The sequence below is a fragment of the Methylobacterium sp. Leaf111 genome (assembly GCF_001423285.1).
In the GTDB taxonomy this organism is placed as follows: Bacteria; Pseudomonadota; Alphaproteobacteria; order Rhizobiales; family Beijerinckiaceae; genus Methylobacterium.
In genome coordinates this window covers 1-24,500 of sequence record NZ_LMNE01000025.1, presented here as the reverse complement: position 1 = coordinate 24,500, position 24,500 = coordinate 1, and the positions used below count along the sequence as shown (strand labels likewise).

The window sequence follows — 24,500 nt, the reverse complement described above, 5'->3', positions numbered from 1 at the left end:
CGAGGCGTCGTCCTCAATCAGCAGCACACGCATGGGCCAGGATCCTCCAAAGGTTGAGGCATCCTGAACGCGCATCGGCAACAAACCGTTAAGGTTGCACCGCCGCTCCACAAAACACCGGCCTTGAAGCCCCGATCGGTCGGGTCGTGGTTCATGACGCAGCCCAGCCGCCCAATCTGTTCACGGGCTGGCGGGGAGGATCGTCCATCTCACGGGCGAGCCGGTACGCAACGTGGCTCGCCGTCAGGATGCCGGCCTTCGGTTACCCGAAGGCTCACGGCCAATCCTCGTCCCGCGTGTCGATGTGGGACCGCCACATCGGGGATGCGCGTCCGTCCCGCGCTGCGGGTGCCGTGGCGGCCGAACCCTGTGCCGTCCCTCGAACGCAGAACGTCGCAGAGCGTCTGATTCCGCCGTCGCCGGCCCGTCTCGGCTGTCGCCGACCGTCGTGAAGCGACCGGCGACCGCGCTGGCGGGCCGCCTTGCAGGCGATTCAGGGCTACGCGGCCTTGCCACGCCCCTTGGTCGTTGGCTGTGGCGCCTCGCTGCGATCGCCGACCCGGCCGAGGCCGATCGACTTTGCCAGGGCCGAACGCTGGGCGGCATAGTCCGGCGCGACCATCGGGTAGTCCGCCGGCAGGCCGTAGCGCTGACGGTAGCTGTGCGGATCGAGGCCATGGCCGGTCAGGTGACGCTTGAGCGTCTTGTACGTCTTGCCGTCGAGGAAGCTGACGATACCGGCCGGCGTCACCGATTTGCGGATCTGTGCGGGCGTCGCCTTCTCGGGGGCCTCCTCCGGAACGGGCTCGGCCACCCCGGTGGTGAGCCGCGCGAGCGCCGCATGGACACTCCGAATCAGCCCCGCCAGCTCGGATGTCGGAAGCGAATTGTTCGCGACATAGGCGGAGACGATGTCACCGGCGAGGTCGACAAGATCGGAGTTCTGGTTGTCTGCGCTGTCCGTCATGCTACCATCTGGTTGTAATAAGCTCAGATAAAGGCATGATAGATCTAGGACTGATATTCAAGAGGGATGTGGTCTGCTTGCCCCGTTCGTACACACGCTATGACCTATAGCCTTTCCGAACGCGCTCAAGCTGTGCCATTAGGATCGAGGTACGAAAGGCCTTGGATCAAATATCCGAGACGCGATTCTGCGATGGTCGCTATCGGCCGATCCTTGAAACAAAAACGGCGGGGCTTTCGCCTCGCCGCTGGTCGCATCACAGAGGTGGAGGCTCAGCGAGCCGGGCCGCCCGAGGTCTGACCGTACTGCTGGACGGGGAAGCTCGGCTGGTTGGCGTTGCCCTCCTGGGCCGAGTCGTGGCCACGCACGGTGCGGATCGATCCGGTCGTGATCGCGTCGTAGCTGCGGCCCTCGAGTCCACCGGGCGCCGTCACGGTGGGGATGCCGGCGGGAGCGGTGTAACTCTGGGCCAGGGCGGGCGAAGCCATCGCGCCGACGCTCAGGACGACAGCAGCAACGGCAGAAGCAAGACGCATGTTCATGGCACAATCCACTTGGGTTTGCGCGGTCTCCGTCAAATGGCGGCGGGCCGTGACTTGTTCGGTGACCTTGATTTAGGCCTGCCTCGTCTGGAATGTCGTGCCGTTTGGCACTCAGGTATCGGACCCACCCTTCGGCCTCGGGAGTACGCCGTCATGATCCGCCCACGAACGACCGTGCCGTCCTCCGCCGCACCGCACAGTCCGGCGGCGCCGCCTGCGCCCCCATGGCAGGAGGCCATCGTACCGATCGCGAAGGCCTTGCTGGATCTCGTCGCAGCGGTCGAGAGCGGCCCGACGGCCGGACCCGCGGTGAAGGCCTTCCAGGCCGCGATCCGGCGGAAGGGCGAGGACGCCTCGGCAGCCGGCGGCCCCGAAGCCATGGAGGCCGCGCTGCGCTGCGTCGCCGATGCCGCTCGGGACCGTGCCGCGCGACGCGAGCACATCATCGACGAGGCCTGGGCGGGCTTGACTGGCTGGCGGCCCGACGGTCGCTAGCGCGGAGGCCCGCAGTCGCCGTCGGAGAATCGCCACGGGCGGTCGTCCGGGTCGCCTCCACGGCGGCCATAGCCTGCTCCGTCGCCGTACGGCCGTCCCTCGTCGAACCGGCGAGATCCGCATGCCGGGACGCTCGGCGCCGACTCCCTCGTGGGCCGGACAGGCCACCGGCACCGGCCGGCGTCATCCGGCGTGAACCGTCAGAACGACTGAAGCCCGGCGGAGGGGTCGCGGGTTCTCTCGATCGCGGCCTGGATGAGATCCCGGAGCAGGTCGGGCGCGAGCTCCGGATCGTCCTGCGGGATGTCGGCCGCTTCCGAGGCCGACGTCAGACGCTTCAGGACGAGCCCGACGCGTTCTTCGACATGCCCGTTGAAGAAGGGATCGCTCCGGACGTGCTCGCTGATCCAGTCGCGAACGAAATTCGATGGGTTCTCAGCCATGATATGCCTTTGCTGGGCCGAGGGCGGCCCATGAGAGATCGAGGCCGGGCTCGGCGGAGCGCGCACGGCCTCCGCTCAGACCGTCGACATTGCGTGGGATTGGAAGAACCGGAGCATCTCACGACTGGCATCCGGTCCGGCCGGGTCCGTGTAGGAGCCCGCAGGGTTGCCACCCGCCCAGGCGTGACCGCCTCCGTGGAGGACCCATTGTTCCGAGGTCCAGGGGCCGTCGGGCGCCGTCAGGATCGTCCGTGTGTAGGCCATGCCGCCCTCCGATCGCCCCGTGATGGTGCTGGTCTTGAACGGGACGTCCGGCCGAGCCTGCGCCATGGCCTGATCGCCGTTGACGGGCGACACGGTCCTGTCGTTGTCCCCATGGAAGACGATGGTCGGCACTTCATGCGCGAGACGGTGCAGCGCAGGCAGGGCTCCCCGGCGCATCGTCGAGAATGCGGTCGCCATCGACCCCGCCGATCCGCCTGCCAGACCGGAATGAATACCGACCGCCGCGTAAAGGTCCGGATAGGCGAGAGCCATCACGGCCGCCGCGGCGCCCCCCGAAGAGAGACCCGCGACGTAGACCCGTCCGGGGTCGACGCTGAATTCGCTCATGATCTGATGGGTCAGTCCCGCCAGAATGGAGGGCTCACCCCGGTCGCGCTGCTGGTCGCCGTCCCTGAACCAGTTCCAGCTCTTGGCCATGTTGGCGGATCTGGGCTGATCCGGATAGGCGACGAGGAAGCCGTGTTCCTCGGCGAGATGGTCCATCCGTGTTCCGATGGCGAAGTCGCGCGACGTCTGCGAGCAGCCATGCAGCATCACCACGAGGGGAAGGGCCGTTTCGCCATAGCTCGATGGCACGAACAGGTCATAGGCCCGGCTGCCGGCCTCGTTGCCGAACCGCCGCTGCAGCGCCTGCGGCCAGTCGATGGCCCGCTCACGGGTCATCGTTGGGGCCGTGCCGAGATATCCGGTCATGAGAATGCTTTCGCCGGCCAGGCCGCGTGAGGTGGTTCCGGTTCGGCTACGGCAGGGCGCCGATCATGCCCTTGGCCTCGCTCATGGTGTTCTCGCAGGCGCGTTGCTGGCCCTGGCGATCCTCGCCGGATGCGCGCGCGATCAGGATGCGGGCCTCAGCGATGTGAGAGGCTGTCGAAAGGGTCTCGGGATCGGTCGGTGCATCGAGACGAACGGCACTGATGCCGCGCGGCGAACCCGTGCGAAGGGTGTGACCTTCCTGGAGGCCCGTGATCTGGATGGCTCCGGCACTGTCGAGCCGACGCTCGATCGTGCCGATCTGCTCCCCGCATGAAGAAGCGAGCGCCGGAAGCGGTGCGAGGGCAACGAAGGAAGCGAGGAGGGCGATCACGCGCATCGGGAGGACCTTTCGGGGTCGGCGCAGCATCGTGGGCGTCGCTCGGCGAGCGAACCGTCGATGCCGTCCCTCACCCGTCGATGCGAGGGTAGCGCCCCATCAACGAGCCACAACAACGTATGTTGCGGCGCAACAGGAAACGCAGGTCAGATGCGCGTTTGCCCGTGTGACGTCGAGGGAACGGCTCGAATCCGCCCTGAGCAGGTCCCGGTCCCCTGCCTGGCAACGAAAGACCTTTTTCGATCTTCGCCATGACGCGCACGGGACTGGCCGACGACGCGCCGTCTCCCGATCGATGTCGCGCCCTCCGAAGGGCCATCTCGCCCGTCGGTTCTGCGGCTCCTCCGGACCCGGAGGACCAAATCAGCCTTCCCTCTCGGCTTTCTCCTTGGCCAGCCGCAACGCCTTGAGGCGTACCGTTTTGTCCTCGGTGGCCTGCTGGGTCGCGTCGTAGTCAGCGCGGGCCTCGCCCCCGGCGCGCGCCTTTTCCAGGTGCTTCGCAACCTTCGTTTCGCGACGATCCCGGGCGCCGCTGTCGTCGCTCGTCATGATGCTCTGCCTTCCAGCTGGTTCTCGATCGGGACGGGGCTACCGGTGACTGAACCCCGCCGGGCACGCGACCCGGCATGCCCGGCTGCGCTTGCCCTTCGGGACGAGGCGTTCGCCGGCATCGGGGCAGATCACCGCCGCAAGATAGACCCTGAAACCACGACGGCCCCCCAGTCGCCGAACTGGAGGGCCGTGAAAATCGCGTGGCTGTGAGGCAAGGTCACGGCCTTCGACAAGGCATACCGCGCCCTCGAGTGTCAAGGGAGAACACCGAGCCTCCCGTCGGGACATCGCGCCTGGACCCGATGGCGGCCCGCGAGGGACCGAGGCGGCTGCGCGAACGCTCGCGCAGCTGGAAGAGGCGTCGCGTCAGGTCCGGCAGAGGCACGGGGTCACGCCCCTTGAGCGTCCCCGAGGCCCGGATCCTGGCCGAAACGCCCCCACGGGCCTGAAGCGGGCACATCCGGCCGGGCGATGAAGCAAACCAGATCCGGCCGGATCATTCGGGAGATTCGGAGGTTGGCTGAGTGAGACCCTTTTCAAAATCTGCGGAGAAACCCCCGATGAAAGCCCTCACATGGCAGAGCAGGGGTAAAATCTCCTGCGAGACCGTCCCCGATCCCAAGATCGAGCACGGCCGCGACGTCATCATCAAGGTGACCGCCTGCGCGATCTGCGGCTCCGACCTCCACCTCATGGGCGGCTTCATGCCCACGATGGAGTGTGGCGACGTCCTCGGCCACGAGACCATGGGCGAGGTCATCGAGGTCGGACGCGACAACCAGAAGCTCAAGGTCGGCGACCGCATCGTGGTGCCCTTCACCATCTGCTGCGGCGAGTGTCGGCAGTGCAAATGGGGCAACTGGAGCTGCTGCGAGCGCACCAACCCGAACGGCAAGCTGCAGGCGGAGACCTACGGCTATCCGCTCGCCGGCCTGTTCGGGTTCTCGCACATCACGGGGGGCTTCGCCGGTGGGCAGGCCGAGTACCTGCGGGTGCCCTACGCCGATGTCGGCCCCATCGTGGTGCCGGAGGGGCTAACCGACGAGCAGGTGCTGTTCCTCAGCGACATCTTCCCGACGGCCTACCAGGCCGCTGAGCACTGCGACATCGGCCCGGAAGACACGGTGGCGATCTGGGGCTGCGGTCCGGTCGGCGTGCTCGCGGTCAAGTGCTGCCTGATGCTGGGCGCCAAGCGCGTCATTGCCATCGACAGCGTCCCCGAGCGCCTGGCTCTCGCGCGACAGGCCGGTGCCGAGACCATCGATCTGGCCACCGAGAACATCCAGGACACGCTCATGGAGATGACCCACGGCCTGGGTCCCGACTCGGTCATCGAGGCGGTCGGCATGGAGTCCCACGGCGCCGACACGACGCTGCAGAAGGTCTCCTCCGCCATCATGGAGCACACCGTCAGCCTGGAGCGCCCCTTCGCGCTGAACCAGGCGATCCTGGCCTGCCGTCCCGGCGGCAACGTCTCGATGCCGGGCGTCTTCGCCGGTCCGGTCGGTCCCGTCGCCCTGGGCGTCCTGATGAACAAGGGGCTGACCCTGAAGACAGGCCAGACCCACATGGTGCGCTACATGAAACCGCTGATGGAGCGCATCCAGAACGGTGACATCGATCCGTCCTTCATCATCAGCCATCGCTCCAGCAACCTGGAGGACGGCCCGGCCCTGTACGAGATGTTCCGGGACAAGAAGGACAACTGCACCAAGGTCGTGTTCAAGCCGCACGGTTGAGCAGCCATCGACGGGGCCGGAGCGCCGACGCCATGCGTGCCGGTCCCGAACCAATAAGAACAAGCGGAAGGAAACCGAATGCCGAACTCCACCTTCGATGAGCGCAACATCACGTGGCGAACGTTGGATTGGCTCCCGCACATCGCGTTTTTCGTCTACAAAGTCGACGAGGAGAACCGCATCGTCGACGTCGTGTTCAAGTTCGCGGCGAACCAGCGGGTGATGCTCCATCGGCACAAGTGCCCCTACGTCACCCTGGTGATGCAGGGCGAGCTTCGGTTCTACGGCGAGACTGGCGAGCCGAAAGAAGTTCGCCCCACCGGCAGCTTCGTCTCCGGCGCGGCGAACGGCGAACCGCACATGGAAGGCGGCGGCGATCAGGACGCCATCGTGTTCTTCAGCAACCGCAACATCGAGGACGCGCTCTACGAGTTCCTCGATGAGAGCGGAAACCCGGTCCAGGTCCTTGGTATCGCGGACTTCAAGGCTCAGCTCGAAGACCAGATTGCGACGGGAACGTTCGCGAAGGTCGCGGCCCGAGCGGCGTAGACGTCTCCCCCGTGAAGGGTCCGGCGCTGCGGTCGAGGGGCCAGCGGACAGGCTGCCCATATGGATGGCGTGGCCTGTCCTGCAGCGGGCCGAGAAATCATGCGGGCGAGCGGCTGGCCCGAGGTGTCGGCCTTGCGCGCCTTGGTGCCAACCGGGGCGCGCCTGGTGTTTGGCCGAGCGGGGCTACCGGCTGAGAACGTCGAAGCGTGGAGCCGCGGCGTTCGCGAGGCGGGTCCACCGCATCCCCATCGGAGGGGCCGATCCGGGAATCCCGTAGCGTCTGCACGCTCGGAAGGCCGGTGCGGTGACGGACCTGTTCAGCGATGCGGCCGACCTGTTTCAGGCCGCAGGCGATGCGGCGGTGGATTCCAGCGGAGGGACCGACACGCCGCGGAGGCCTTCGCTGTGCGGATGGCACATTCCGACGGTCGGCAACGGACGGGGCAGACCTCTATCGACGAGGCCTTTTTCGACCAGGCCATCATCGTCATGGCATGGGCGGGGCTGCCGCAATGGAGCCGGTGACCGCAGGCCGCCAGGCACCTTTCACGAGGGGGATAGGCGCCGGCACGCCAGGAAGACACGCGCGCCGGATGCGAAGCTCGAACAGCTTCGCGGTCAGCTCGAAGAATTCCTTCTCTTCCTGCACCACATCGCAGGAAACCTCGATCGCATCCAAGATATCGCGGATAAGCTGGGAAATTTCTCCTTCGCTTTTTTCAATTTGGCGATCCAAGTCCCAGGCCCGATCTGCGTTGTTCATGCTGATCTCCCATGCCTCGCCAATCGATCAACGTCGAGCCAAATCACCCCACTGTTCGCGTGAGCGTTTCACAGTTTTTGGACGGAAGGAACTGCAATTTTTGCAGATCAGCAAAGTGGGTGAACAGCGGCTGACACTGAAACATAGATCAATTTTGAGGCGCAGAGATGATCTGCCGTGGATAGTGCCTCAAGATGCAGCCGACGAGCACTTGCTCAACTCGGTGATGTATCGTTCGCGACATACACCTGACACGTAAGCGGCGCGGCTTTCGCCCCGCCACTGACCGTCGGAAATCCTGCGAGGGGCCGCTCGAGCCGACAGGCCATTCGGGAAAGAAGACCCGCTCCGGTCAAGAGTCGGCGCGGATCACCGAAGGCAGATCGGTGGGTTCGAGCCGTTACAGGCCCAAGAAGGCGTTGGCCGAGCCGACGATGGTGAAGACGAGCCCACCCGCGAAGACGGCGATCATGGCGTAGGAGAAGCCTCTCAGCAGCATGCCGGTGCCCCCCCTCCCGCGCTCAGCAGCGGTTCCCGCCCGAGGTCTGGCCGTATTGCTGGGTAGGGAAGTTCTGCTGGTTGGCATTGCCCTCGGCGGCCGAGCTCATCGGACAACGATCGGGATCGCGCAGCGGCGCGAGGCGGCGGCCGTCCAGAGATCCGGTGGTATCAACGTCGTAGGGCGCGAACGTGGTGTAACGAGAGGTGCTGTCGTAAGCCATCGCGGACGAAATCGAGGCAACGCCAAGGACAAGAGCGGTGGCGAGGGCGGCGATACGGATCTTCATTGAGGCCGACGCGCTCCTTTACAGAACGAACCAAGTCACCGGCTCGTTTCTATTTGTCCGAAAGGAATGTAGGGAGCCCTTGTCATTCTCGACGTGCCAGGAGACACGTGATGCGCCGGATTAAACACGGATGAGGGGCATCTGGTCTCGGCTCTTGTGGTACGGACCGCGAAGAAGATTGTCTGAAGGCCTGTTTTCGAACAAGGTATACCAGCGCCGGTGTTCGGGCCGATCAAGGTTCAGGTGGCAGGGCTGGTGGAAGTCCGCGAGGTTTCCAGGCCCTTGTTTCGCCGTGTCGTGATCGCGATGCCCGGTGGCCAAGACCCCGCGCGTGGTTCGGACGGTATCCGACGCGCATGTGGGATCGCGATCCCGGTCCGTCTCATCCACCATGAGACTGCGGTTCTAATTTCCCGACAGAAACGAGGCGTCTCGACGTTGCTCGAACCACGCCTCGCGAGGATGCCGGGAAAACGACGGAATCCGAGACACGTCAATAAATAAGACCAATGCCTGACTCGGACGGCTTGCAAACGCTCGCTGGCTGCAGACGGAACGTCAGGACCTAGCATTCCCGAAATCGACCGGCATGCTGTGCGACGATCACATTGCAATGATGTCGGGGATTGTGTTCTAAGCTACGGCGCAACCTTTCCGGTCGAGGCTGCTTAGGTCGACATACTGAGCGCGGGGCATGGCCCAGGAGGGCACATGCTCAATCCGTTCATCCAGAAGCTCGGACGCCGCTTTGCACTCTCCGAGTCTGACGAGCAGGCTCTCAGGAGCGCGAGTGCACACCTTCGTGGGGTTCACGCCCGCACCACCCTCATCTCGGAGGGGGACGTGCCGGATCACGTCCACCTCATCCAGAGAGGGTTTGCCTGCCGCTACAAGGTTCTTCCCGGCGGCGGACGGTCGATCGTCGCCTTTCTGATCCCCGGAGACTTCTGCGACCTGAACGTCTCGATCCTCGGCGCGATGGACCACTGCATCGGAACGATCAGTTCCTGCGACGTGGTGCGGATCCCTCGCTCGGTCGTGAACGATCTCACCGCACGTCACCCGGCCTTGAACCGCGCCCTGCAGTGGGCTGGCCTGGTCGACGAGGCGATCCTCCGGGAGTGGCTGGTTTGCATGGGTCGGCGTTCGGCCGACCGGCAAGTCGCGCATCTGTTCTGTGAGCTCCTGATCCGTCTGCAGACGGTCGGGCTCGCCACGGACAACAGCTACCCGTTCCCTCTCACCCAGCTCGACCTCGGTGATGCCATGGGGCTCTCGAACGTGCACATCAACCGTGTGCTGCAGGAGTTGCGGGGCCTGGGGCTGGTCATCATCAAGGAGCGGCGGGTCACCCTACCGAACGTTGCCGCCATCCAGGGCTATGCGGGCTTCAATCCGAACTACCTTCACCTGCACCCGAAGGCCCCCCCGCACCCGGCGTTGTAGGGCGTCAGCGGCATCCTCAGGGACAAGACGTCACACCCATTTGTTAAATCTTTGGTCGGGCGCGTGGCCTATGCTGCACCGTATCGCGGCCATGTTGTCCCGGCCTTCCGCGCCTGTGAGACCCCGTGTGCTCCCGCCTGCTGCGCGTGGAGAACGCCGTGCCTCGCTACTTCTTCGATATTCACGACGGCAAGACGACGCGCGATGACGAGGGCATGGACCTTCGCGGTCCCGAGGAGGCGGCTCAGTATGCCAAATCGGTCCTGCCGGGGATCGTCGCACACGAGGTCCCCAAGGATGGCGAACACCAGGCCTTCTCGGTGCTCGTGACGGACGAGGACGGGCATCCGATCTACTCGGCCGCCATGACCTACACGGGCACCTGGCTGATCCGATGAACAGGGTCTCGCACGCCGAGTGAAACGCCGTGCCACGCCGCAGCGGTGTACGACGCCCACGGCGATCCGGGGCTGAAGGAGCCCGTTTTCGCCTCCAGGGCACGCGGAACTAGGCATGAGCCCTTGCCGAGGTAGGCCGCCGACCTGGGGGACAGCCTGCGGCGCGTTCATCCGATCGGATCGCTCCATCCCTCTCGATCTGCGCCGAGGGACAGTCGCGGCCGCGCATCCTGTCGCAGAAACGTCAGTCGATCATCCAGCCTCCCCGACAGAGAAATTTGAAACAAACAACACCGGCATCGTATCGCGTTCGTCATGCATGACCTTGCACGCGAAACGCCGCCCGTCCGCCTGTGTTGGTGGAGTGTAGCGCTGCGGTCTCGCGCATCGGATGCTGAGACGAAGCATTGATTGAACCACACAGCAAACGCCGGCGTCGATTTGATCTTTCGTTTGGCAGAGTCTGCATTTCTTCTTGCCCGCGCTGGCAATCGCTTTAGAACTCTCCGGCCAACCCCGCGCGGACGCCCTGCTGATTGGCCTGGCTGTAGCTGTAGCCGGCCGTCAGCGCGATCGGGATCGTGGTATCCAGCCGATGCGCCAGCCCGACCCCTCCGGCCCACTCGCCCCGGAACGTGGCGCCGTTGAGCGTCCAGCTTGTCCTGCCGGGCTGCGACGGCATGGAGGCCGAGGTCATCGCCATGGCGGCAGCGATGCCTTGGCGCGCTTCGCGCCGCGTTGCCGTGGCGTACTGGCCGATGCCGTTGATCTGCGCCCCCAGGGTCTCAACCTGGTTCGCCAAGCCTGCGATATGGCCAGGTCCATAGTCGGAGGTCGCCAGGTTGCCGGCGGCATCGGCGGTCACGAACGCGGTGGCGCCCGTCTGGACCGCCCTGCTCTGCGAAGAGCCGACTCCGGCCAAGGTGTAGCTGCTGCGCTGAGAGCCGATGGCGATCTGATTGGCCCGAGCCGTGGCGACACCCGCACCGATCGCGATGGCATTGTCCTGCTTCGCCACGGCCCCCCGTCCCAGGGCGATCGCGTCGGAACCTTGCGCGCTCGCATTCATCCCGACGGCCGTGGCGCCCGCGCCAGCGGCATTTGCCGAGCGGCCAAGGGCCGTGCTGTTCTCCGCCGTCGCGCTGGCGAAGGCACCGAAGGCCGAGGCTTCGTTCCCGCTGGCCAGCGTGTTGTAGCCGACGGCCGTGGTCGGGTCCGCGATCGCCCGTGCCCCGTAGCCGATGGCCGTCGATCCATCCCAGGTCGCCTGAGCCGCCGTGCCGATGGCGGTGGTCGCGGCAGCCATCGCCTGGCTGCCTTGTCCGAAGGCTGCGCTGTCGGCGCCGCTGGCGAGGCTGCTCGCACCGACGGCCGTCGTCCGGTCCCCTGCCGCCGCGCTGTCATGGCCGATGCTGGTCGTGCCTTCGCCCCGTGAGGTGGTCATGGAGCCCACGGCAACGCTCGCGACCCCCACGGCCATGGCCCCGTAACCGCTGGCATAGGCATCGGCGCCGGAGGCGACCGGCTTGACCGCGCCACGGGTGTTGTTCGACCGGACCGGGAAGTCCTGAAGCTTGGCTTCGACGGCCTGCGCCGTCGTGTTGAGCTGGCCAAGGTTGACCGCATCACCCGCGGCCTTGCCGTCGGCGACGCCGCTGACCTGCCGCGGCCCCTCCGTGCCGGACACGCTGACAACGGTTCCACCGGCCTGTGCCGCGACGGTGACGGCTCCCCCCGAGCCCGTCGGCGACAGGCTCACCGAACCGCCGGAGGTGCTGGATTGCAGAGAGGCCATCTGCTGCGCCACCGCCCCGATGTCCGTGGCGTGGCGGGCCAAAGCCGTATCGACGGCGCTGAGGGCGCTGCCGACATCGGTGTAGGTGCTGCCGCGAATGCTGTAGCTCGGCCGGGTCCAGCCACCGACGGCATCGAAGCGCGCCCCGCCCCCCAGCATGCCGGCAAGCTGGGTGTTCGTGGCAAAGAGCTGCCCGCCGTTGATCGCATCGGTGGAACCGCTGCCGAGGCCGCCCCCGGCGACATTGACGATGCGCCGCTCGGCGCCGACGCGTCCGATCGAGAGCGTGTCCGCCTGATCCGCAAGCGCGCCGTTGCCCAGAGCAACGGCGCGCGCTGCCGTGACCGTCGCCCCCTGGCCGAGCGCCAGGGCATCACGGGCCGTCACGGACGGCGCCGCGAGGCCGGACGGGTTGCTCGTGGCCAGCGGCAGATCGCCGATGCGGGCGCCGACCCCCGTCACCGCCGCATCCAGCTGGGCGAGCGTGACGGCATCGTTGCCGGCGGTTCCCGCGGCGAGCCCCCTCAGCGTCCGGGTGCCCTGCGAACCCGTGAGATCGACGACGTTGCCGCCCGTCCGTGCGGCCACCGTGATGCCGCCGCTGGCCCCGTGCTGTTGCACGAGACCGATCGCGCCATCGTCCAGGCTGCCGCGCAGGGCGGTCAGCGACGTCGAGAGCGCACTCACCTGCTGGTTCGTGCTGTAGAGCTGGCCGCCATTGACCGCGTCGGTCGACCCCGAGGCGAGCGTGCCGCCGGCCAGGTTCACGATGCGGCGCTCGGCTCCGGGAGCACCGACCGAGACCGTATCCGCCTGCGTCGCGACCGAGCCGCTGCCGAGCGCCACCGAGCGCGCCGCGCCCGCCGCGGCACCGTAGCCCAGGGCAACCGCATCGCCCCCGGTCGCCGCGGCGATCGGCAGACCGGACTGGCCGTTGATGGCGACGCCTGGGGAACTTCCCGTGCTCACGTTCGTCAGGGCCGCGCTGAGCTGGCCGACATTGACGGCATCGTTGGCGCTCAGGCCGGCGGCCACACCGGTGATGCGCCGCTCGCCCGCACGCCCCGACAGGCTGATCTGGGTCCCGTTCGTGGTCGCACCGACGCTGAGATCACGGCTCGCCGGATCCTGCTGAACGAGTCCGAGGGTGCCGTCGGCGAGGCCGGTCTGCAGGCTGGAGAGCCCCGCCGACACGCCCGTCAGATGGGTCGTGTTCGCGGTCACCTGCCCCTGGAGGTTCGTGACCGTGATGGCATTGGCCGAGCCGGCGCGCTGGAGGGCCGCGATCCCGGTGCTGTTTCCCTCCGTTCGGGCATCGAGGGCGCCGATGGCGCCCGAGACGGTGCCATAGCCGAGCCCGGCCACCGTGAAGGTCGGACCCGTGAAGGTTCCGGTGGCCGGATCGAAGGCCGCGCCCCCACCCAGAGCTTGACCGACGCCCGTCAGGCCTCCCTGCACGCCCGTGAGCCGTCCGGTGGTCGCCGCCAGGGCTTCGTTCGTGGCATGGAGCTGCCGTCCGGTGACGGCGTCGCTCGAGGCGGCCGTCAACGCCCCATCGCTGACGTTGACGATGCGGCGGGTCGCTCCGGCCGCGCCGACGGACAGGGTATCGGCGCCATCGGCGATCGAGCCGGCGCCGAGGGCGATGCTGCGCGCGCCCGTGGCCTGTGTGCCGTAGCCGACACCGACCGCGTCACGGCCCGTCGCCAGCGGCAGGGCGCCACCCGAGAGATTGTCGCTCGCGAGCGCCGGCGCTCCACCCCCACCGAGGCCGGCCACGAGGGTATTGAGCTGAGCCAGATTGACGGCGTCATTGGCGCCTGTTGCAGCGGCCACGCCGGTCACACGGCGATCGGCCCCCCGCCCCCCGACGCTGACGAGGCCCCCACCGGTATCGCCGGCAACCGTGACGGTTCCTGCGGCACCACTTTGCTGGACGAGGCCGACGCTGCCGTTGGCCAGCCCGATCTGCAGGTTGGCGAGACTGTTGGCGGTGCCGGCAAGGCCGTTCGCGTTCGTCGTGGTTTCGCCCTGTAGCGTGCTCAGGCTCGCGGTGGTGTTGGCGATCTCGCTCGTGTGGGCACTTACCTGGCCCTGGAGACTGGCGAGGCCGACGGCGTTGCCCGCAACCGCCTGGTTCGTGGCGTGGAGTTGCCCACCGTTGATGGCGTCCGTCGAGTTGGTCGCGACCGTGCCGGCCGCCATGCCCGAGACCTGACGGGGCCCCGCGGTCCCGGCCACGCTGATCCGGCCCCCATCGGTGCCACTGCCGACCGAGAGGTCGCGGGTGATCGCGTTCTGCTGCACGAGACCGATCGTTCCGCTCTGGACGCCGGCGCGCAGGCTGGTGAGGTCGCCGGTCGTGCTCGCAAGGGACGTCGCCGTCGTGCCCAGCTGCCCCTGCAGGGTCCCCAGCGAGGCATTGAGGGTGGTGGTCGTACTCGTGAGCTGGCCCTGCACGCTGGTGATGGCCGCGGTGTTGCCCGCAAGGGTTTGGTTCGTGGCGTTGAGCTGCGCGCCGTTCACCGCATCGGTCGAGCCCGCACTCACGGATCCCGACGCGACACCGCTGAGCTGGCGCGCGCCGAGGGTTCCGGCGATGCTCACGCGCGTGCCATCCGTCGCGGCGCCCAGGGTCAGGGTGCGGCTGGTCGGATCCTGGCTGAGGAGCCCGAGGGAACTGCTGCCGACGACGGTCTGCAGGCTGGCGAGGCCAGCGCTGTTCGATGCCAGTTGCTGGTTCGTGGCGTAGAGTTGCGCCCCGTTGACGGCGTCCGTCGAACCACCGGCGACGAGACCGGGCGCCAAGCCATGGATCCCGACGGCGCCGAGCATGCCGCCCTTGCTGAGATCGATCGAGGCGGTCGCCGCACCGCCGCTTCCCGGGACGTACTGGACCGAAAGGGTGTCGAGCGCCCCGAGAGCACCGCCGATTGACGCGTACCCGGTCCCGCCGATGCTGTAGCTCGGAGCCTGATAGCCCCCCGTGACGGCATCGAAGCCGGCGCCGCCGCCCAGGGACGACGCGAGGGCCTGGCCGGACGTGCGCAGCTGCGTGAGAGTGACGGCATCGTTGCCATTGATCCCGGCACTCACACCCGTCACACGCCGGTCTCCACTCAGCCCCGAGAGGCTCAGCAGCGTTCCGTCGGTCCCCTTGCCGATCGTCAGCGTGCGCGCGACGGCATCCTGCTGGACATGGTTGGGCAGGCTCGTCACCTGGTTCTGCAGGGTCTGCAGACCGGCAGCCGTGCTCGTGATCGCCGCGGTGTTGCCGGTAACGCGAAGGTCGAGAGCGCCGAGGGCCTCGCCGACGTTGGTGAAGGAACTGCCCTGGACGGTGAAGCTCGGCGCCGTGAAGAGCCCGGTGGTGGCGTCGAACTTGGCGCCCCCTCCGAGTCCGCTGGCGAGATTGCCGCCGACACTGGAGAGCTGCCGCAGATTGACGGCGTCGGTGGGCTTCGTCCCGCCGGCGACGTTGATGATCTGCCGCTCCGCGCCGGCATCGCCGATTGAGACGGCACCGCTGGTGGAGGCGACCGTGGTCCCGCTGAAGCTTTCGACGGCTCCGCCGAGTCCGGGTCGGTTGGCGACGGATCCGCTGCCGAGGGCGACCGCGCCTGCCGCGCCGACGGTCGTCCGCGCACCCAGAGCGAGGGCGGCGACCGCTGCGCTGTGCGCGTCGGTGCCGAGGGCGATGCCATCGTCGGCGCTGACGCTCCCACGCAACCCGATCGCGAGGGCTTGATTGGCCGTGACGGTGGCGCTCGATCCCAGCGCGATCGCGTTGGCCTTGCCTGCGGCCGTGACGGAGCCGCTCCCCAGGGCGATGGAGGTGACGTCGCCCGCGCTCGCCACGGTCCCGGTCAGGCTGCCGAGACCGGTGATGCGGCCGCCACCGATCGCCAGGCCCTTGCTGGCGTCGAGGGTCAGGCTGGAGGCGCTGAGATTGCAGCCGGCGGGACTGTTGACGCTGACGAGGTTGCCGTTGGCGTCGAAGACGCCGACGCGCAAGGTCACATCCGATAGGGGCGCAATGACCCCCTGATTGATGTTGTCGACCAAGCCCGTCAGCGTCGTGCTCACCGCGCCGAGCAGCCCCCCCGACGCAATCGGCGTGGGAGACGTCAGATGGGGTAATCGTACGCCAAGTCCCGCACACACATCGACCAGAGACGTCGACTGCGCCTGCGCCTGCGCGGCGGTGGCGCACAACACAGCCGCCAAGCTTGTCGACGAGAGGCTTAAACCGCGAAATGTGCAGGTTGCTCCGGCCCGTCGATCACGCTCCGGGCCCACACCGCGCGCACTGATTGATCCGATCCACATCATCGCCTGAACCATCGACCCTGATATGATCGATGTTAATAACCCAGCTGGTTAATAGATTTATAATTCTAGGGATGGCCCGAAAATATTCATTCGGGTCTCAATCGCCCCGATAAGTTTGCAACAGGTACTCGTTCGCCAATAGCAAATTTTTACCAGAAAGGCCTGCGCGTCCTACCAGATAAATCAGAACTAACCATGCCAACCGAGTAATCCAAATAAAAATCTGCGTAAATCGATCTATTACCGCGTGAGAAGAACGACCCTCCAATCTAGAGTTTCGATCTTCTGCAGTCGCGCTTGCATAATATGCATTATAATAACACGATCATGTTTTTGATATCCTCGCGTATAACCGGAATAAATGTCCTACATTATGGCGAAAGACGAGATCTAGCTTTAGAAACAAATTTTCACTTATGATTATTTTGAAATATATATCAATTTATCAAAAGCATGCGATCATGACAATTTGTAATAGTAAGGCGCCGTTGATCGTTGTCTTGCTGTTTCGCAACAAAATGTATTTATGACTCCGACCCTACCGGGACCCTCGCTTCCAGTCGCATGTCCAACCCTCTGATCCAGAAGCTCGAACGCCGCTTTGACCTCTCCGGGGCCGACAGGGCCTGCCTCGAGGGGCTGAAAGCCCACCTCGTCCCGGTCCGCGCGCGCAGCGCCATCATCCGACAGGGCGATGCGCCGGATCATGTTCATCTGATCCACAGTGGGTTTGCGTGCCGCTACAAAGCCCTGCCGGATGGCAGTCGGTTGATCTTGAGCTTCCTGATTCCGGGAGACATTTGCGATTTCAACGCGCATTTTTTGGGGTCTATGGATTATTCGGTTCGCACCCTGAGCGACTGTGAAATCATAAAGGTCCCGCTCAAAGAATTGAGCGACCTTACCGCGCGCAGCCCGACCCTAGATTATGGCTTTCGCTGGATCAGTCTCATCGACGAGAGTATCCTGCGAGAGTGGCTTGTGCTGGCGAAGCGTCGCTCAGCGGAAAAACAGGTCGCACATTTGTTTTGTGAATTCCTCGCGCGCCTCGAAGCCGTTGGCCTCACGGAGGGCGATCGGTATGGACTTCCTTTGACCCAAGCCGATATTGGTGACGCAACCGGTCTTTCGACAGTCCATGTCAATCGCATGCTGCAGCGACTGAGGGTCGAAAAACTCGTTGAGTTCAAGAATAAGCACGTCACGATCCTGAATTCGAAAGCACTGAGAGATTTTTCGGAGTTTGACGAGCACTATCTTCACCTTCGACCAAAATTAGCACTCACGTAAATTCGTGCAGGCACATCGAAGCGCGTCCATTGATTGGACGATGCCTGTTCCGGAGGTTTTCTCCGGTTCGTCCAGGGGGGGTGGAAAATCTTGCACCCGTCCCTGGCGTAGGCCCCGACGAGACCTATGTGCTCCTACCGGATACATCCGGAGGTCGCAGTGCCCCGCTACTTCTTTGACACGCATGATCGTGTGATGACGCGCGATGAAGACGGGACGGAGCTTGCTGGTCCTGACGAAGCAGCCCAGGAGGCGAAGAAGTTACTGCCTCTCATCGCAGCCGGTGCGGTGCCGGCAGATGGAGAACGTCAAGCCTTCACGGTGATGGTGACGGATGAGGAAGGTCGTCCGATCTACTCGGCCGCCTTATCGTATGTCGGAACGTGGCTTGTTCGGTGAGGGATCGCAGCCTGCAGGGCCGAGAAGCGCACCGCAGCGGGCGGTCGCGAGGCGGGTGCCGAACCAAAAGCCAAGGAGCGCAGCACGGCCGCCGAGGAGCCCGTCCGCGTAGGGGGTTGGCGCTTCAGGATTGAGGTCGGGATCCGGGATGCCTGTCGGCCAGGCTGAGCAGGTCGCCTCCGCGAATGGGAGGAGGTTGCGGGCGCTGGAAATCATGGCCCATTCGCCCCGAACCTGGGCGAACCCGCGCAGCAGGAACTGCCGGACGCTTCTGGCTTGCTGGATTGGTCAGAAAACCGGCTCGACGACCTGCCTTCTCGGGCGGTCGCGGCTCCGGCGGCCAGCGCGCTTCAGGCGTGCGGCCATGGCGCGGACAGGTTCGACCCGTTGGCAAAGCCGGCATCGCCCGAGACCTCGCGCGGCTTCCGACCGAGATGAGCGCGGACCGCATCGACGGCGATCCCGCCGTCGCGGTCCTGAAAGCGTACGGGCCTCGGCGATCGCCGTCGAGCAGGAGCGCCACCATCGTGCCGGAATGGTCGGGCGGGTCGCCGCGCTCCTCGGTATGGGTGTCGCGGATGGCCGAGAGGTCGAGGGCTTCTCGCCCCGTGTCGCGCTCGAAATGCGCCCTCGGCCCAGGCGGCACGAACTCAATGCGGCGACGGCGGCAGAAGCCGGCCCTGATCGACATTCCACGCCCGAAGCATCTTGGCCTTGGGCCCAGTGAATCACCGCAAAGCGCAGCCATCGAGAGGATTACTCGGGCAGGCTTCCAGGTGGCAAAACTGTCCGCCTTTGGCCTCTGCCAAGTTATCCATCGATGAATGGTCCGAATGCATTTGAGGATCGCCTTTTTCCAAGAACAGGCATCCGCGCGCGCCGATCGTCTGGGTCGATGACATCCGTGTTGATGGTCGGATTCATGGCGGGCACTTCCCCGGGCGAAAGTTCCGTTGCCTGCCGCATGTAAGCCGCGTGTCGATCAGAGCAATCGCACTTCGAATGAGCAGGGCATAGAGCTTGCTGATTACGTTTTGAGATGATTTCGAGTGTAGGGTAGGCTGGCTCGCTAACCTACGCTGTCAATGTTCTTTTAAGCGCAGGCGTTTAAGCGGTGGGCGACTATCGCATAGGATACGCCGGTGCTTGGACGTCTCAGAGTTGCAGCGACGATCGTCGGGCTCTGCTCGATTTTGACCATCACGCAGGCGCAGGCGGAGGAGCGCGTCCTCAGGCTCGGCTTCCTCTTCGCCCAGAGTTCGCAGCTCGGAGCAGGTGCCGAGCGCTTCTCCAAGGAAGTCGCCAAGCGCACCGGCAACGCGTATCGCGTCGAGCTGTATCCGAACGGCGCGGTCGGTGGCGAAGTCGAGATGGCGGAGGAGCTCCGCCTCGGGCACCTCGATATGGCCTTTATCACGAGTGCGCCCTTCTCCAGCATCATCCCGGAATTCGGGATCTTCGACATCCCGTTCCTGTTTCGCGATGCGGGCCATGCGCACGCCGTCTTCGACGGTGCGGTCGGGCAGGATTACCTGAAGAGGTTCCAGCAAAAGGGCATGATCGCGCTCGCCTGGGGTGAGAACGGCATGCGCCACATCACCAACTCCAAGCACCCGGTCACCAATCCCGAGGACCTGAAAGGCCTCTCGATGCGGGTGCCGCAGTCGGACATCATGCTCACGGGCTTTCGAAGCCTCGGCGTGAAGGCGGAGCCGCTGGCCTTCCCGGCCCTCTACGGCGCTCTGCAATCCGGGCAGTTCGACGGGCAGGAGAACCCGATCGCGGTGATCTCGGCCTCCCATTTCAACAAGGTTCAGAAGCACCTGACCCTGAGCGGCCACGTTTACTCCTGGGCCGTCATGGTCATGTCGAAGACGGCCTGGGATTCCCTGGACCCTGCCGAACAGAAGGCCTTCACCGAGGCGGCCCGGGCCGCCGGCCAGGTGTCCCGCGAGGCGGCCGGGCGCGCCGAACGGGAGGGCGTGGACGAACTGCGCAAGGCCGGGATGAACGTGGTCGCCTCGGTCGATCGCGCCGCCTTCGAACAGAGCCTGCAATCCGTGACCGCCGGATTCAGCGCCAAGTTCGGCGCCGAGACGATCCGCCAGATCAAGTCCATCCGCTGACGCTTTCGAGGCTCCCGCTCATGTTCACGCTCCGCCTCGACCGCCTCTCGGTCTCTCAGCGCATCCTGGCCGGCTTCGCCGTGGTGCTGCTGCTCCTCACCGTCTCCGCCCTGACGACCTTCCGCAGCGTCAGCGTGCTCAACGCGGAGATCGAGAGCACCCGCTCCCGCATGCAGGCCGCCGAGGAGGCCAGCGCTTTCGAACTGCTCCTCAACGGGGTGCGGCGCCTGGTGCTCAACTACATGCGCACGGAACAGGGCGACATGCTGAGCGACCTGAAGACCGGTCTCGGCGCCCTGAGGGCTGACAGCGGCGGCCAACCCTCGGGCAGCCAGGATGCGGCGATCAGAAGTCGGGCCCTCGACTACGTCACCGGCACCGACGCACTCGTCGGCGCGATGCAGAAGCGGAAAGCCGCCCTCGGGGATCTGGTCAAGCTCGGTGCAGCGCTCTCCAACGCCGGTTACGCGATGGCGCAGCTCGCCGCGCAGGAACCGGGTCTCGCCGCCGCGACCTTCCGCGCCGACCGGGCCCTTCAGGCCGGCATGAGCGCGGTCTATCTTTTCCGCTCCAGCAACAATCCGGCGGATGCCAGCACGGCCACGGTCGAGTTCGGCCGCTACACCCGGGAACTCCTGGCCCTGTCCCGGCTCGACGAAGCCGGCCTGCTTCAAGCCTCGCTCAAAGTCGCGAACGGGAAGGTCGCAGCCTTCAAGGCGGCCCTCGACGGTGTCCTGCAGGGCGCCGGCGAGGTCGAGGTGGCGTATCAGAACCTGAAGCAGACGGGCGACGCGTTGATCGGCCTGGGCAAGGAGACCCGTGAGCGGGCGGTCCGGGAACAGCAGCAGATCATGGCGGTGATGACCGCGGATGCCAGCCAGCTGAGCCAGCTTGTCATCGGGATCGGTGGCGTGGCCCTGGTGATCGGCGGGCTCCTCGCATGGCGTGTCGGCCGCGGCGTGTCCGGGCCGGTGGCGGCCATGACCGGCGCGATGCAGCGCCTGGCCGCCGGAGACCATGGCGTGGCTGTTCCGGGTTCCCACCGGTCCGACGAGCTCGGTGCCATGGCGCGGGCCGTCCAGGTCTTCAAGGACGCACTCATCGCCAAGGAGCAGGCTGACGCCGCGGCAGCCGAGGAGGCGGATGCGAAGATGCGACGCGCTGACCATCTCGACGCCCTGACGAAGGCGTTCGAGGCGAATGTCTCCGTTCTCACGCAGGGTCTGGCCGGTGCTTCCACCGAGATGGAGGCCACGGCCCAGGGCATGGCAGGCACCGCGGAGCAGACGACCCGGCAATCCGGCACGGCGATGCGGGCCGCCGAACACACCTCGGCGAATGTACAGACCGTCGCTGCGGCCACGGAGGAAATGTCCGCATCCATCCAGGAAATCACGCAGCAGGCCGGTCAGTCGGCCCGCATCGCGCAGCAGGCAGCTGATGAGGCTCGCCGCACGGACGGACTGGTCCGGCAACTCGCCAGTGCCGCCGAGCGGATCGAGACCGTCGTCGCGATGATCAACAAGATCGCCGGGCACACGAACCTCCTGGCCCTGAATGCCACCATCGAGGCGGCTCGGGCAGGCGAGGCCGGACGGGGCTTTGCCGTGGTCGCGTCCGAGGTGAAGGAACTTGCCGGTCAAACCACGCGCGCGACGGAGGAGATCGCGGGGCAGATTGCGTCCATCCAGGGCGTCACCCAGGCCTCCGTCGCGGCCATCCAGGCCATCGGCAGCACGATCGGGCAGATGGCGGCGGCCTCGAACGCCATCGCGGCTGCCATGGAGCAGCAGGGCGCCGCGACCCAGGAGATTGCCCGAAACGTGCAGCAGGCGGCGAACGGGACCGGCCAGGTCGTCGGTAGCATCAACGATGTGCGCCTGGGCGCCGACTCGACGGGCAGTGCCGCGGCGCAGGTGCTCGGCGCCGCGCAGGAACTCTCCCATCATTCGGAGAGCCTCCGTCACGAGGTCGGAACGTTCCTGATGGCGGTGAAGGCGGCCTGAGGGCCCCCGAAGGCGTCGAACGTTCGAAAGCGTCGCATCGGACCGGCTCTTTCGAACGCGACGATCGGTTCAACGCGAACTTGTGAAGGGCGAACACCGCTCGGATGTGGACCGCCGACCCGAGCGGCGGGTTTCCCTGCAACTCCTGAAACAAGGCGGTGCCGTGCCCGATTGGCTGGAACACACGATCTGGTGGCAGGTCTTCCCGCTCGGCCTCGTCGGAGCCGAATCCGAGACCGTCGAGGGCGCTCCCGTCGTGCATCGCCTGGGCCATGTCCAGGCCTGGCTCGACTATGCCGTCGAGCTCGGCGCCACGGGGCTGGCCCTCGGACCGGTCTTCGCCGCCTCGACCCATGGCTACGACACGATCGACCCCTTCCGGGTCGATCCGCGGCTCGGCGACGAGGCGGATCTCGTCGCCTTGATCGAGGCCGCCCATGCGCGGGGCCTGCGCGTGCTCCTCGACGGCGTCTTCAACCATGTCGGACGCGACCATCCCGCCTTCGCCGAGGTTCTGGCGCAGGGTCCGCAGGCATCCAGGGCCGCGTGGTTCCGGCTGTCCTGGCCCCGGGGCACCGATCCGGGCACGGAGCCGGACTACGCCTGCTTCGAGGGACACCGGCAGCTCGTGACGTTGAACCACGACGCACCCGCCGTGGCCGATTACGTCGTCTCCGTCATGACGCATTGGCTCGCCCTGGGGGTGGATGGCTGGCGCCTCGATGCGGCCTACGCCGTGCCCCGGCGCTTCTGGTCCGACGTCCTGGCGCGTGTGCGGTCGGTCCATCCGGACGCCTACCTCGTCGGCGAGGTCATCCACGGGGATTACGCCGCCATCGTGCGCGACACCGGCCTGGATGCGGTGACCCAGTACGAGCTCTGGAAAGCCATCTGGAGCGCCCTCAACGATCGCAACCTGTTCGAACTGGCCCATGCGCTCGACCGCCACAACGGCTTCCTCGACGCCTTCGTGCCGCTGACCTTCGTGGGCAACCACGACGTCACGCGGATCGCGAGCCGCCTCGCCGACGAGCGCCACCTCCCCCAGGCCCTCGCGATCCTGCTGGTCTGCGGCGGCACACCCTCGATTTATGCGGGCGACGAGCAGGCCTTCCGCGGCGTGAAGGAGGAGCGTGTCGGCGGGGACGATGCGATCCGGCCGGCTTTCCCGGACACGCCCGCCGGGCTCGCCCCCTATGGCTGGCCGATCTACCGTCTGCACCAGACCCTGATCGCCCTGCGGCACCGGCATCCCTGGCTGCACCGCGCCCGCACGCGGACGCTCCACCTGACCAACGAACACCTCGTGCTCGCGGTGGGTGACGGAACCCAGCACCTCCTCCTCGCCCTGAACCTCGCCGAGGCCGGCCTGCTCCTGCCGGCGCCGAATGCGCGCATCGTCGAGGCCGGGGAGGCGTCGCTGGCAGCGCCCGGAACGCCGGATGCGCGGGTGAGCCTCGGCCCCCAGGGCTGGGCCGTCCTGGCGATTTGATTTTTGCCGTTCGACAGCCTGGCGCCGCCCAGGACCGGGGGGAACGTGTCGTGAGCACAAAAGGAATCCCTCTCGACCCAGAGGGATTTCCCGAGGACATCGCGTCCTTCGCGAGGATGACGGTTCGCCGCCAGCGTCAGCGTTCGGCGCGGTCAGCCGCTCGAAGGCGCGTGTCGCGCGACAGCATGCGAAGCTCCCTGTGCGCGCTGGTCGCCCCGACGTCAGCCATGCCGCGTCCGCCCTCGAACAGGCCCGTGACGGCCGCGTGTCGGAGTTCGTGGAGGCGATGGTCGTTGCTGCCCACGCGCTCGCGCAGGCGCATCCAGGTCTGGTCAGGGCCACCCGCGCGCATCGGGAAGAGGCGTTCCGTCGGAGGGGAACGTTCGGTTCGCAGTGTCAGTAGGGCGCTCACGGCACGCGGCGCCAGCGGAACGTGACGCGTGTCGCCGTCCTTGGTCAGAGCGCGGGGTGCAACGCGTTGAACCAGGTCTACGTCGCACCAACGGAGCGACAGACGTTCACCTCGGCGCTTCGCCGTCGCGATGGCGACGAGGCTCAGCGACTGGAAGCCGGGTGTGCGTAGGACAACGGCACAGAGGCGCCGAAGAGCAATCCATCGGACGAGGACGGATCGGTTCGGGGCAGCGGTTATGCCTGATCGGACCTTCGTAGCGGCGTTCGATAGGAAGACGACGTGCTTCGCTGCAGCCAAGCTCAGGCCAGCAGGCCTCGGTGCGAGCGAGTGCCCCTGCTGAATAAACCCGTTGTACGCAAGAGGCTTCGGAGTAGGATCAGGAGAAGATCGGTTCTGCGATAGCCTCAATCAGCCACTCGATAATTGTCCGACGTCAGCACCTGTGGGACAGATTGAGGGTCTTCACGAACGGAGGATGGCTGGTTCATCGTAGCCCCTGAGGAGCGAAGATGAAGCAGACATCGTCTTCACGAACGGAGGATGGCTGGTTCATCGTAGCCCCTGAGGAGCGAAGATGAAGCAGACATC

20 protein-coding genes and 2 pseudogenes are annotated in these 24,500 nt (G+C 66.1%); 10 read left to right on the top strand and 12 right to left on the bottom strand.

Annotation, left to right across the window (positions count from 1 at the left end; genetic code table 11):
- Positions 1–499 precede the first annotated feature (499 nt).
- Complete coding sequence (locus tag ASF41_RS14595; RefSeq protein ID WP_056494324.1) at positions 500–967, bottom strand: MucR family transcriptional regulator; 468 nt, start codon at positions 965–967, stop codon at positions 500–502.
- A gap of 272 nt (positions 968–1,239) precedes the next feature.
- On the bottom strand, positions 1,240–1,509 hold the full coding sequence (locus ASF41_RS14590; RefSeq protein WP_056216254.1) for a hypothetical protein: 270 nt from the start codon (positions 1,507–1,509) through the stop codon (positions 1,240–1,242).
- A gap of 153 nt (positions 1,510–1,662) precedes the next feature.
- Between ASF41_RS14590 and ASF41_RS14585 the strand changes: the two genes are divergently transcribed.
- Positions 1,663–2,004: a hypothetical protein gene (locus ASF41_RS14585; RefSeq protein WP_082487243.1), complete on the top strand. Its 342-nt coding sequence runs from the start codon at positions 1,663–1,665 to the stop codon at positions 2,002–2,004.
- 200 nt (positions 2,005–2,204) lie between these two features.
- Here ASF41_RS14585 and ASF41_RS14580 read toward each other — a convergent pair whose 3' ends face one another.
- From ASF41_RS14580 to ASF41_RS14565, 4 genes are all read right to left on the bottom strand, one after another.
- Positions 2,205–2,447 (bottom strand): hypothetical protein, encoded by a 243-nt coding sequence (locus ASF41_RS14580; RefSeq protein ID WP_056216251.1) that lies wholly within the window; start codon positions 2,445–2,447, stop codon positions 2,205–2,207.
- Positions 2,448–2,522: 75 nt separating this feature from the next.
- The gene (locus ASF41_RS14575) at positions 2,523–3,425 is read right to left on the bottom strand and encodes a PHB depolymerase family esterase (RefSeq protein ID WP_056350720.1); all 903 of its coding nucleotides are present in this window, start codon (positions 3,423–3,425) and stop codon (positions 2,523–2,525) included.
- Positions 3,426–3,471: 46 nt separating this feature from the next.
- A complete protein-coding gene (locus ASF41_RS14570; protein WP_056216247.1) occupies positions 3,472–3,822 on the bottom strand; it encodes a hypothetical protein in 351 nt (116 codons plus the stop codon).
- 363 nt (positions 3,823–4,185) lie between these two features.
- A complete protein-coding gene (locus ASF41_RS14565; RefSeq protein WP_056216245.1) occupies positions 4,186–4,371 on the bottom strand; it encodes a hypothetical protein in 186 nt (61 codons plus the stop codon).
- A gap of 563 nt (positions 4,372–4,934) precedes the next feature.
- Here ASF41_RS14565 and ASF41_RS14560 point away from each other — a divergent pair.
- Both ASF41_RS14560 and ASF41_RS14555 read left to right on the top strand, forming a co-directional pair.
- On the top strand, positions 4,935–6,113 hold the full coding sequence (locus ASF41_RS14560; protein ID WP_056216243.1) for a zinc-dependent alcohol dehydrogenase: 1,179 nt from the start codon (positions 4,935–4,937) through the stop codon (positions 6,111–6,113).
- A 78-nt stretch (positions 6,114–6,191) separates the two neighbouring features.
- Positions 6,192–6,662, top strand: coding sequence for a hypothetical protein (locus tag ASF41_RS14555; protein WP_056277575.1), 471 nt, complete (start codon positions 6,192–6,194; stop codon positions 6,660–6,662).
- A 487-nt stretch (positions 6,663–7,149) separates the two neighbouring features.
- On the opposite strand, the gene ASF41_RS14550 is transcribed toward ASF41_RS14555, so the two are convergent.
- Both ASF41_RS14550 and ASF41_RS14545 read right to left on the bottom strand, forming a co-directional pair.
- Positions 7,150–7,425, bottom strand: a complete 276-nt coding sequence (locus ASF41_RS14550; RefSeq protein ID WP_056494321.1) for a hypothetical protein — start codon at positions 7,423–7,425, stop codon at positions 7,150–7,152.
- A gap of 521 nt (positions 7,426–7,946) precedes the next feature.
- Positions 7,947–8,213, bottom strand: coding sequence for a hypothetical protein (locus tag ASF41_RS14545; protein WP_056216237.1), 267 nt, complete (start codon positions 8,211–8,213; stop codon positions 7,947–7,949).
- Between the two features lie 711 nt (positions 8,214–8,924).
- On the opposite strand from ASF41_RS14545, the gene ASF41_RS14540 reads away from it, so the two are divergent.
- Positions 8,925–9,659, top strand: a complete 735-nt coding sequence (locus ASF41_RS14540; RefSeq protein ID WP_056494312.1) for a Crp/Fnr family transcriptional regulator — start codon at positions 8,925–8,927, stop codon at positions 9,657–9,659.
- A gap of 158 nt (positions 9,660–9,817) precedes the next feature.
- Complete coding sequence (locus tag ASF41_RS14535) at positions 9,818–10,057, top strand: DUF6894 family protein (RefSeq protein WP_056216349.1); 240 nt, start codon at positions 9,818–9,820, stop codon at positions 10,055–10,057.
- A gap of 496 nt (positions 10,058–10,553) precedes the next feature.
- Here the strand turns inward: ASF41_RS14535 and ASF41_RS14530 are convergent, their stop codons facing one another.
- Positions 10,554–15,938 carry a hypothetical protein gene (locus ASF41_RS14530; RefSeq protein ID WP_056494309.1) on the bottom strand — a complete coding sequence of 1,795 codons (5,385 nt, stop codon included), beginning with the start codon at positions 15,936–15,938 and terminating at the stop codon, positions 10,554–10,556.
- 810 nt (positions 15,939–16,748) lie between these two features.
- On the opposite strand from ASF41_RS14530, the gene ASF41_RS14525 reads away from it, so the two are divergent.
- Complete coding sequence (locus tag ASF41_RS14525; protein ID WP_056216231.1) at positions 16,749–17,474, top strand: Crp/Fnr family transcriptional regulator; 726 nt, start codon at positions 16,749–16,751, stop codon at positions 17,472–17,474.
- A gap of 159 nt (positions 17,475–17,633) precedes the next feature.
- Positions 17,634–17,873, top strand: a complete 240-nt coding sequence (locus ASF41_RS23850; protein ID WP_082487324.1) for a DUF6894 family protein — start codon at positions 17,634–17,636, stop codon at positions 17,871–17,873.
- Between the two features lie 174 nt (positions 17,874–18,047).
- Here ASF41_RS23850 and ASF41_RS26640 read toward each other — a convergent pair.
- A pseudogene (locus ASF41_RS26640) lies at positions 18,048–18,328 on the bottom strand (transposase); the annotation flags it as partial.
- A gap of 20 nt (positions 18,329–18,348) precedes the next feature.
- Positions 18,349–18,580, bottom strand: a pseudogene (locus ASF41_RS26635) (IS5/IS1182 family transposase); the annotation flags it as partial.
- A gap of 435 nt (positions 18,581–19,015) precedes the next feature.
- Here ASF41_RS26635 and ASF41_RS14520 point away from each other — a divergent pair.
- The 3 genes from ASF41_RS14520 to ASF41_RS14510 all read left to right on the top strand — a co-directional run bounded on the left by ASF41_RS14520 (position 19,016) and on the right by ASF41_RS14510 (position 23,497).
- Complete coding sequence (locus ASF41_RS14520; protein ID WP_056277557.1) at positions 19,016–19,999, top strand: DctP family TRAP transporter solute-binding subunit; 984 nt, start codon at positions 19,016–19,018, stop codon at positions 19,997–19,999.
- Between the two features lie 20 nt (positions 20,000–20,019).
- Positions 20,020–22,005 (top strand): methyl-accepting chemotaxis protein, encoded by a 1,986-nt coding sequence (locus tag ASF41_RS14515; protein WP_056494307.1) that lies wholly within the window; start codon positions 20,020–20,022, stop codon positions 22,003–22,005.
- Positions 22,006–22,168: 163 nt separating this feature from the next.
- Positions 22,169–23,497: an alpha-amylase family protein gene (locus ASF41_RS14510; RefSeq protein WP_056494327.1), complete on the top strand. Its 1,329-nt coding sequence runs from the start codon at positions 22,169–22,171 to the stop codon at positions 23,495–23,497.
- Between the two features lie 136 nt (positions 23,498–23,633).
- Here the strand turns inward: ASF41_RS14510 and ASF41_RS26630 are convergent, their stop codons facing one another.
- Positions 23,634–24,209 carry a tyrosine-type recombinase/integrase gene (locus tag ASF41_RS26630; RefSeq protein WP_162242118.1) on the bottom strand — a complete coding sequence of 192 codons (576 nt, stop codon included), beginning with the start codon at positions 24,207–24,209 and terminating at the stop codon, positions 23,634–23,636.
- Between the last annotated feature and the right edge of the window lie 291 nt (positions 24,210–24,500).

Bases quoted from the DNA above. Each gene is read 5' to 3' on its own strand.
- ASF41_RS14555 (WP_056277575.1), top strand. From the start codon at position 6,192: ATGCCGAACTCCACCTTCGATGAGCGCAACATCACGTGGCGAACGTTG.
- ASF41_RS14540 (WP_056494312.1), top strand. From the start codon at position 8,925: ATGCTCAATCCGTTCATCCAGAAGCTCGGACGCCGCTTTGCACTCTCC.
- ASF41_RS14550 (WP_056494321.1), bottom strand. From the start codon at position 7,425: ATGAACAACGCAGATCGGGCCTGGGACTTGGATCGCCAAATTGAAAAA.
- ASF41_RS14560 (WP_056216243.1), top strand. From the start codon at position 4,935: ATGAAAGCCCTCACATGGCAGAGCAGGGGTAAAATCTCCTGCGAGACC.
- ASF41_RS14585 (WP_082487243.1), top strand. From the start codon at position 1,663: ATGATCCGCCCACGAACGACCGTGCCGTCCTCCGCCGCACCGCACAGT.
- ASF41_RS14545 (WP_056216237.1), bottom strand. From the start codon at position 8,213: ATGAAGATCCGTATCGCCGCCCTCGCCACCGCTCTTGTCCTTGGCGTT.
- ASF41_RS14590 (WP_056216254.1), bottom strand. From the start codon at position 1,509: ATGAACATGCGTCTTGCTTCTGCCGTTGCTGCTGTCGTCCTGAGCGTC.
- ASF41_RS14565 (WP_056216245.1), bottom strand. From the start codon at position 4,371: ATGACGAGCGACGACAGCGGCGCCCGGGATCGTCGCGAAACGAAGGTT.
- ASF41_RS14595 (WP_056494324.1), bottom strand. From the start codon at position 967: ATGACGGACAGCGCAGACAACCAGAACTCCGATCTTGTCGACCTCGCC.
- ASF41_RS14580 (WP_056216251.1), bottom strand. From the start codon at position 2,447: ATGGCTGAGAACCCATCGAATTTCGTTCGCGACTGGATCAGCGAGCAC.
- ASF41_RS14570 (WP_056216247.1), bottom strand. From the start codon at position 3,822: ATGCGCGTGATCGCCCTCCTCGCTTCCTTCGTTGCCCTCGCACCGCTT.
- ASF41_RS14525 (WP_056216231.1), top strand. From the start codon at position 16,749: ATGTCCAACCCTCTGATCCAGAAGCTCGAACGCCGCTTTGACCTCTCC.
- ASF41_RS14515 (WP_056494307.1), top strand. From the start codon at position 20,020: ATGTTCACGCTCCGCCTCGACCGCCTCTCGGTCTCTCAGCGCATCCTG.
- ASF41_RS14575 (WP_056350720.1), bottom strand. From the start codon at position 3,425: ATGACCGGATATCTCGGCACGGCCCCAACGATGACCCGTGAGCGGGCC.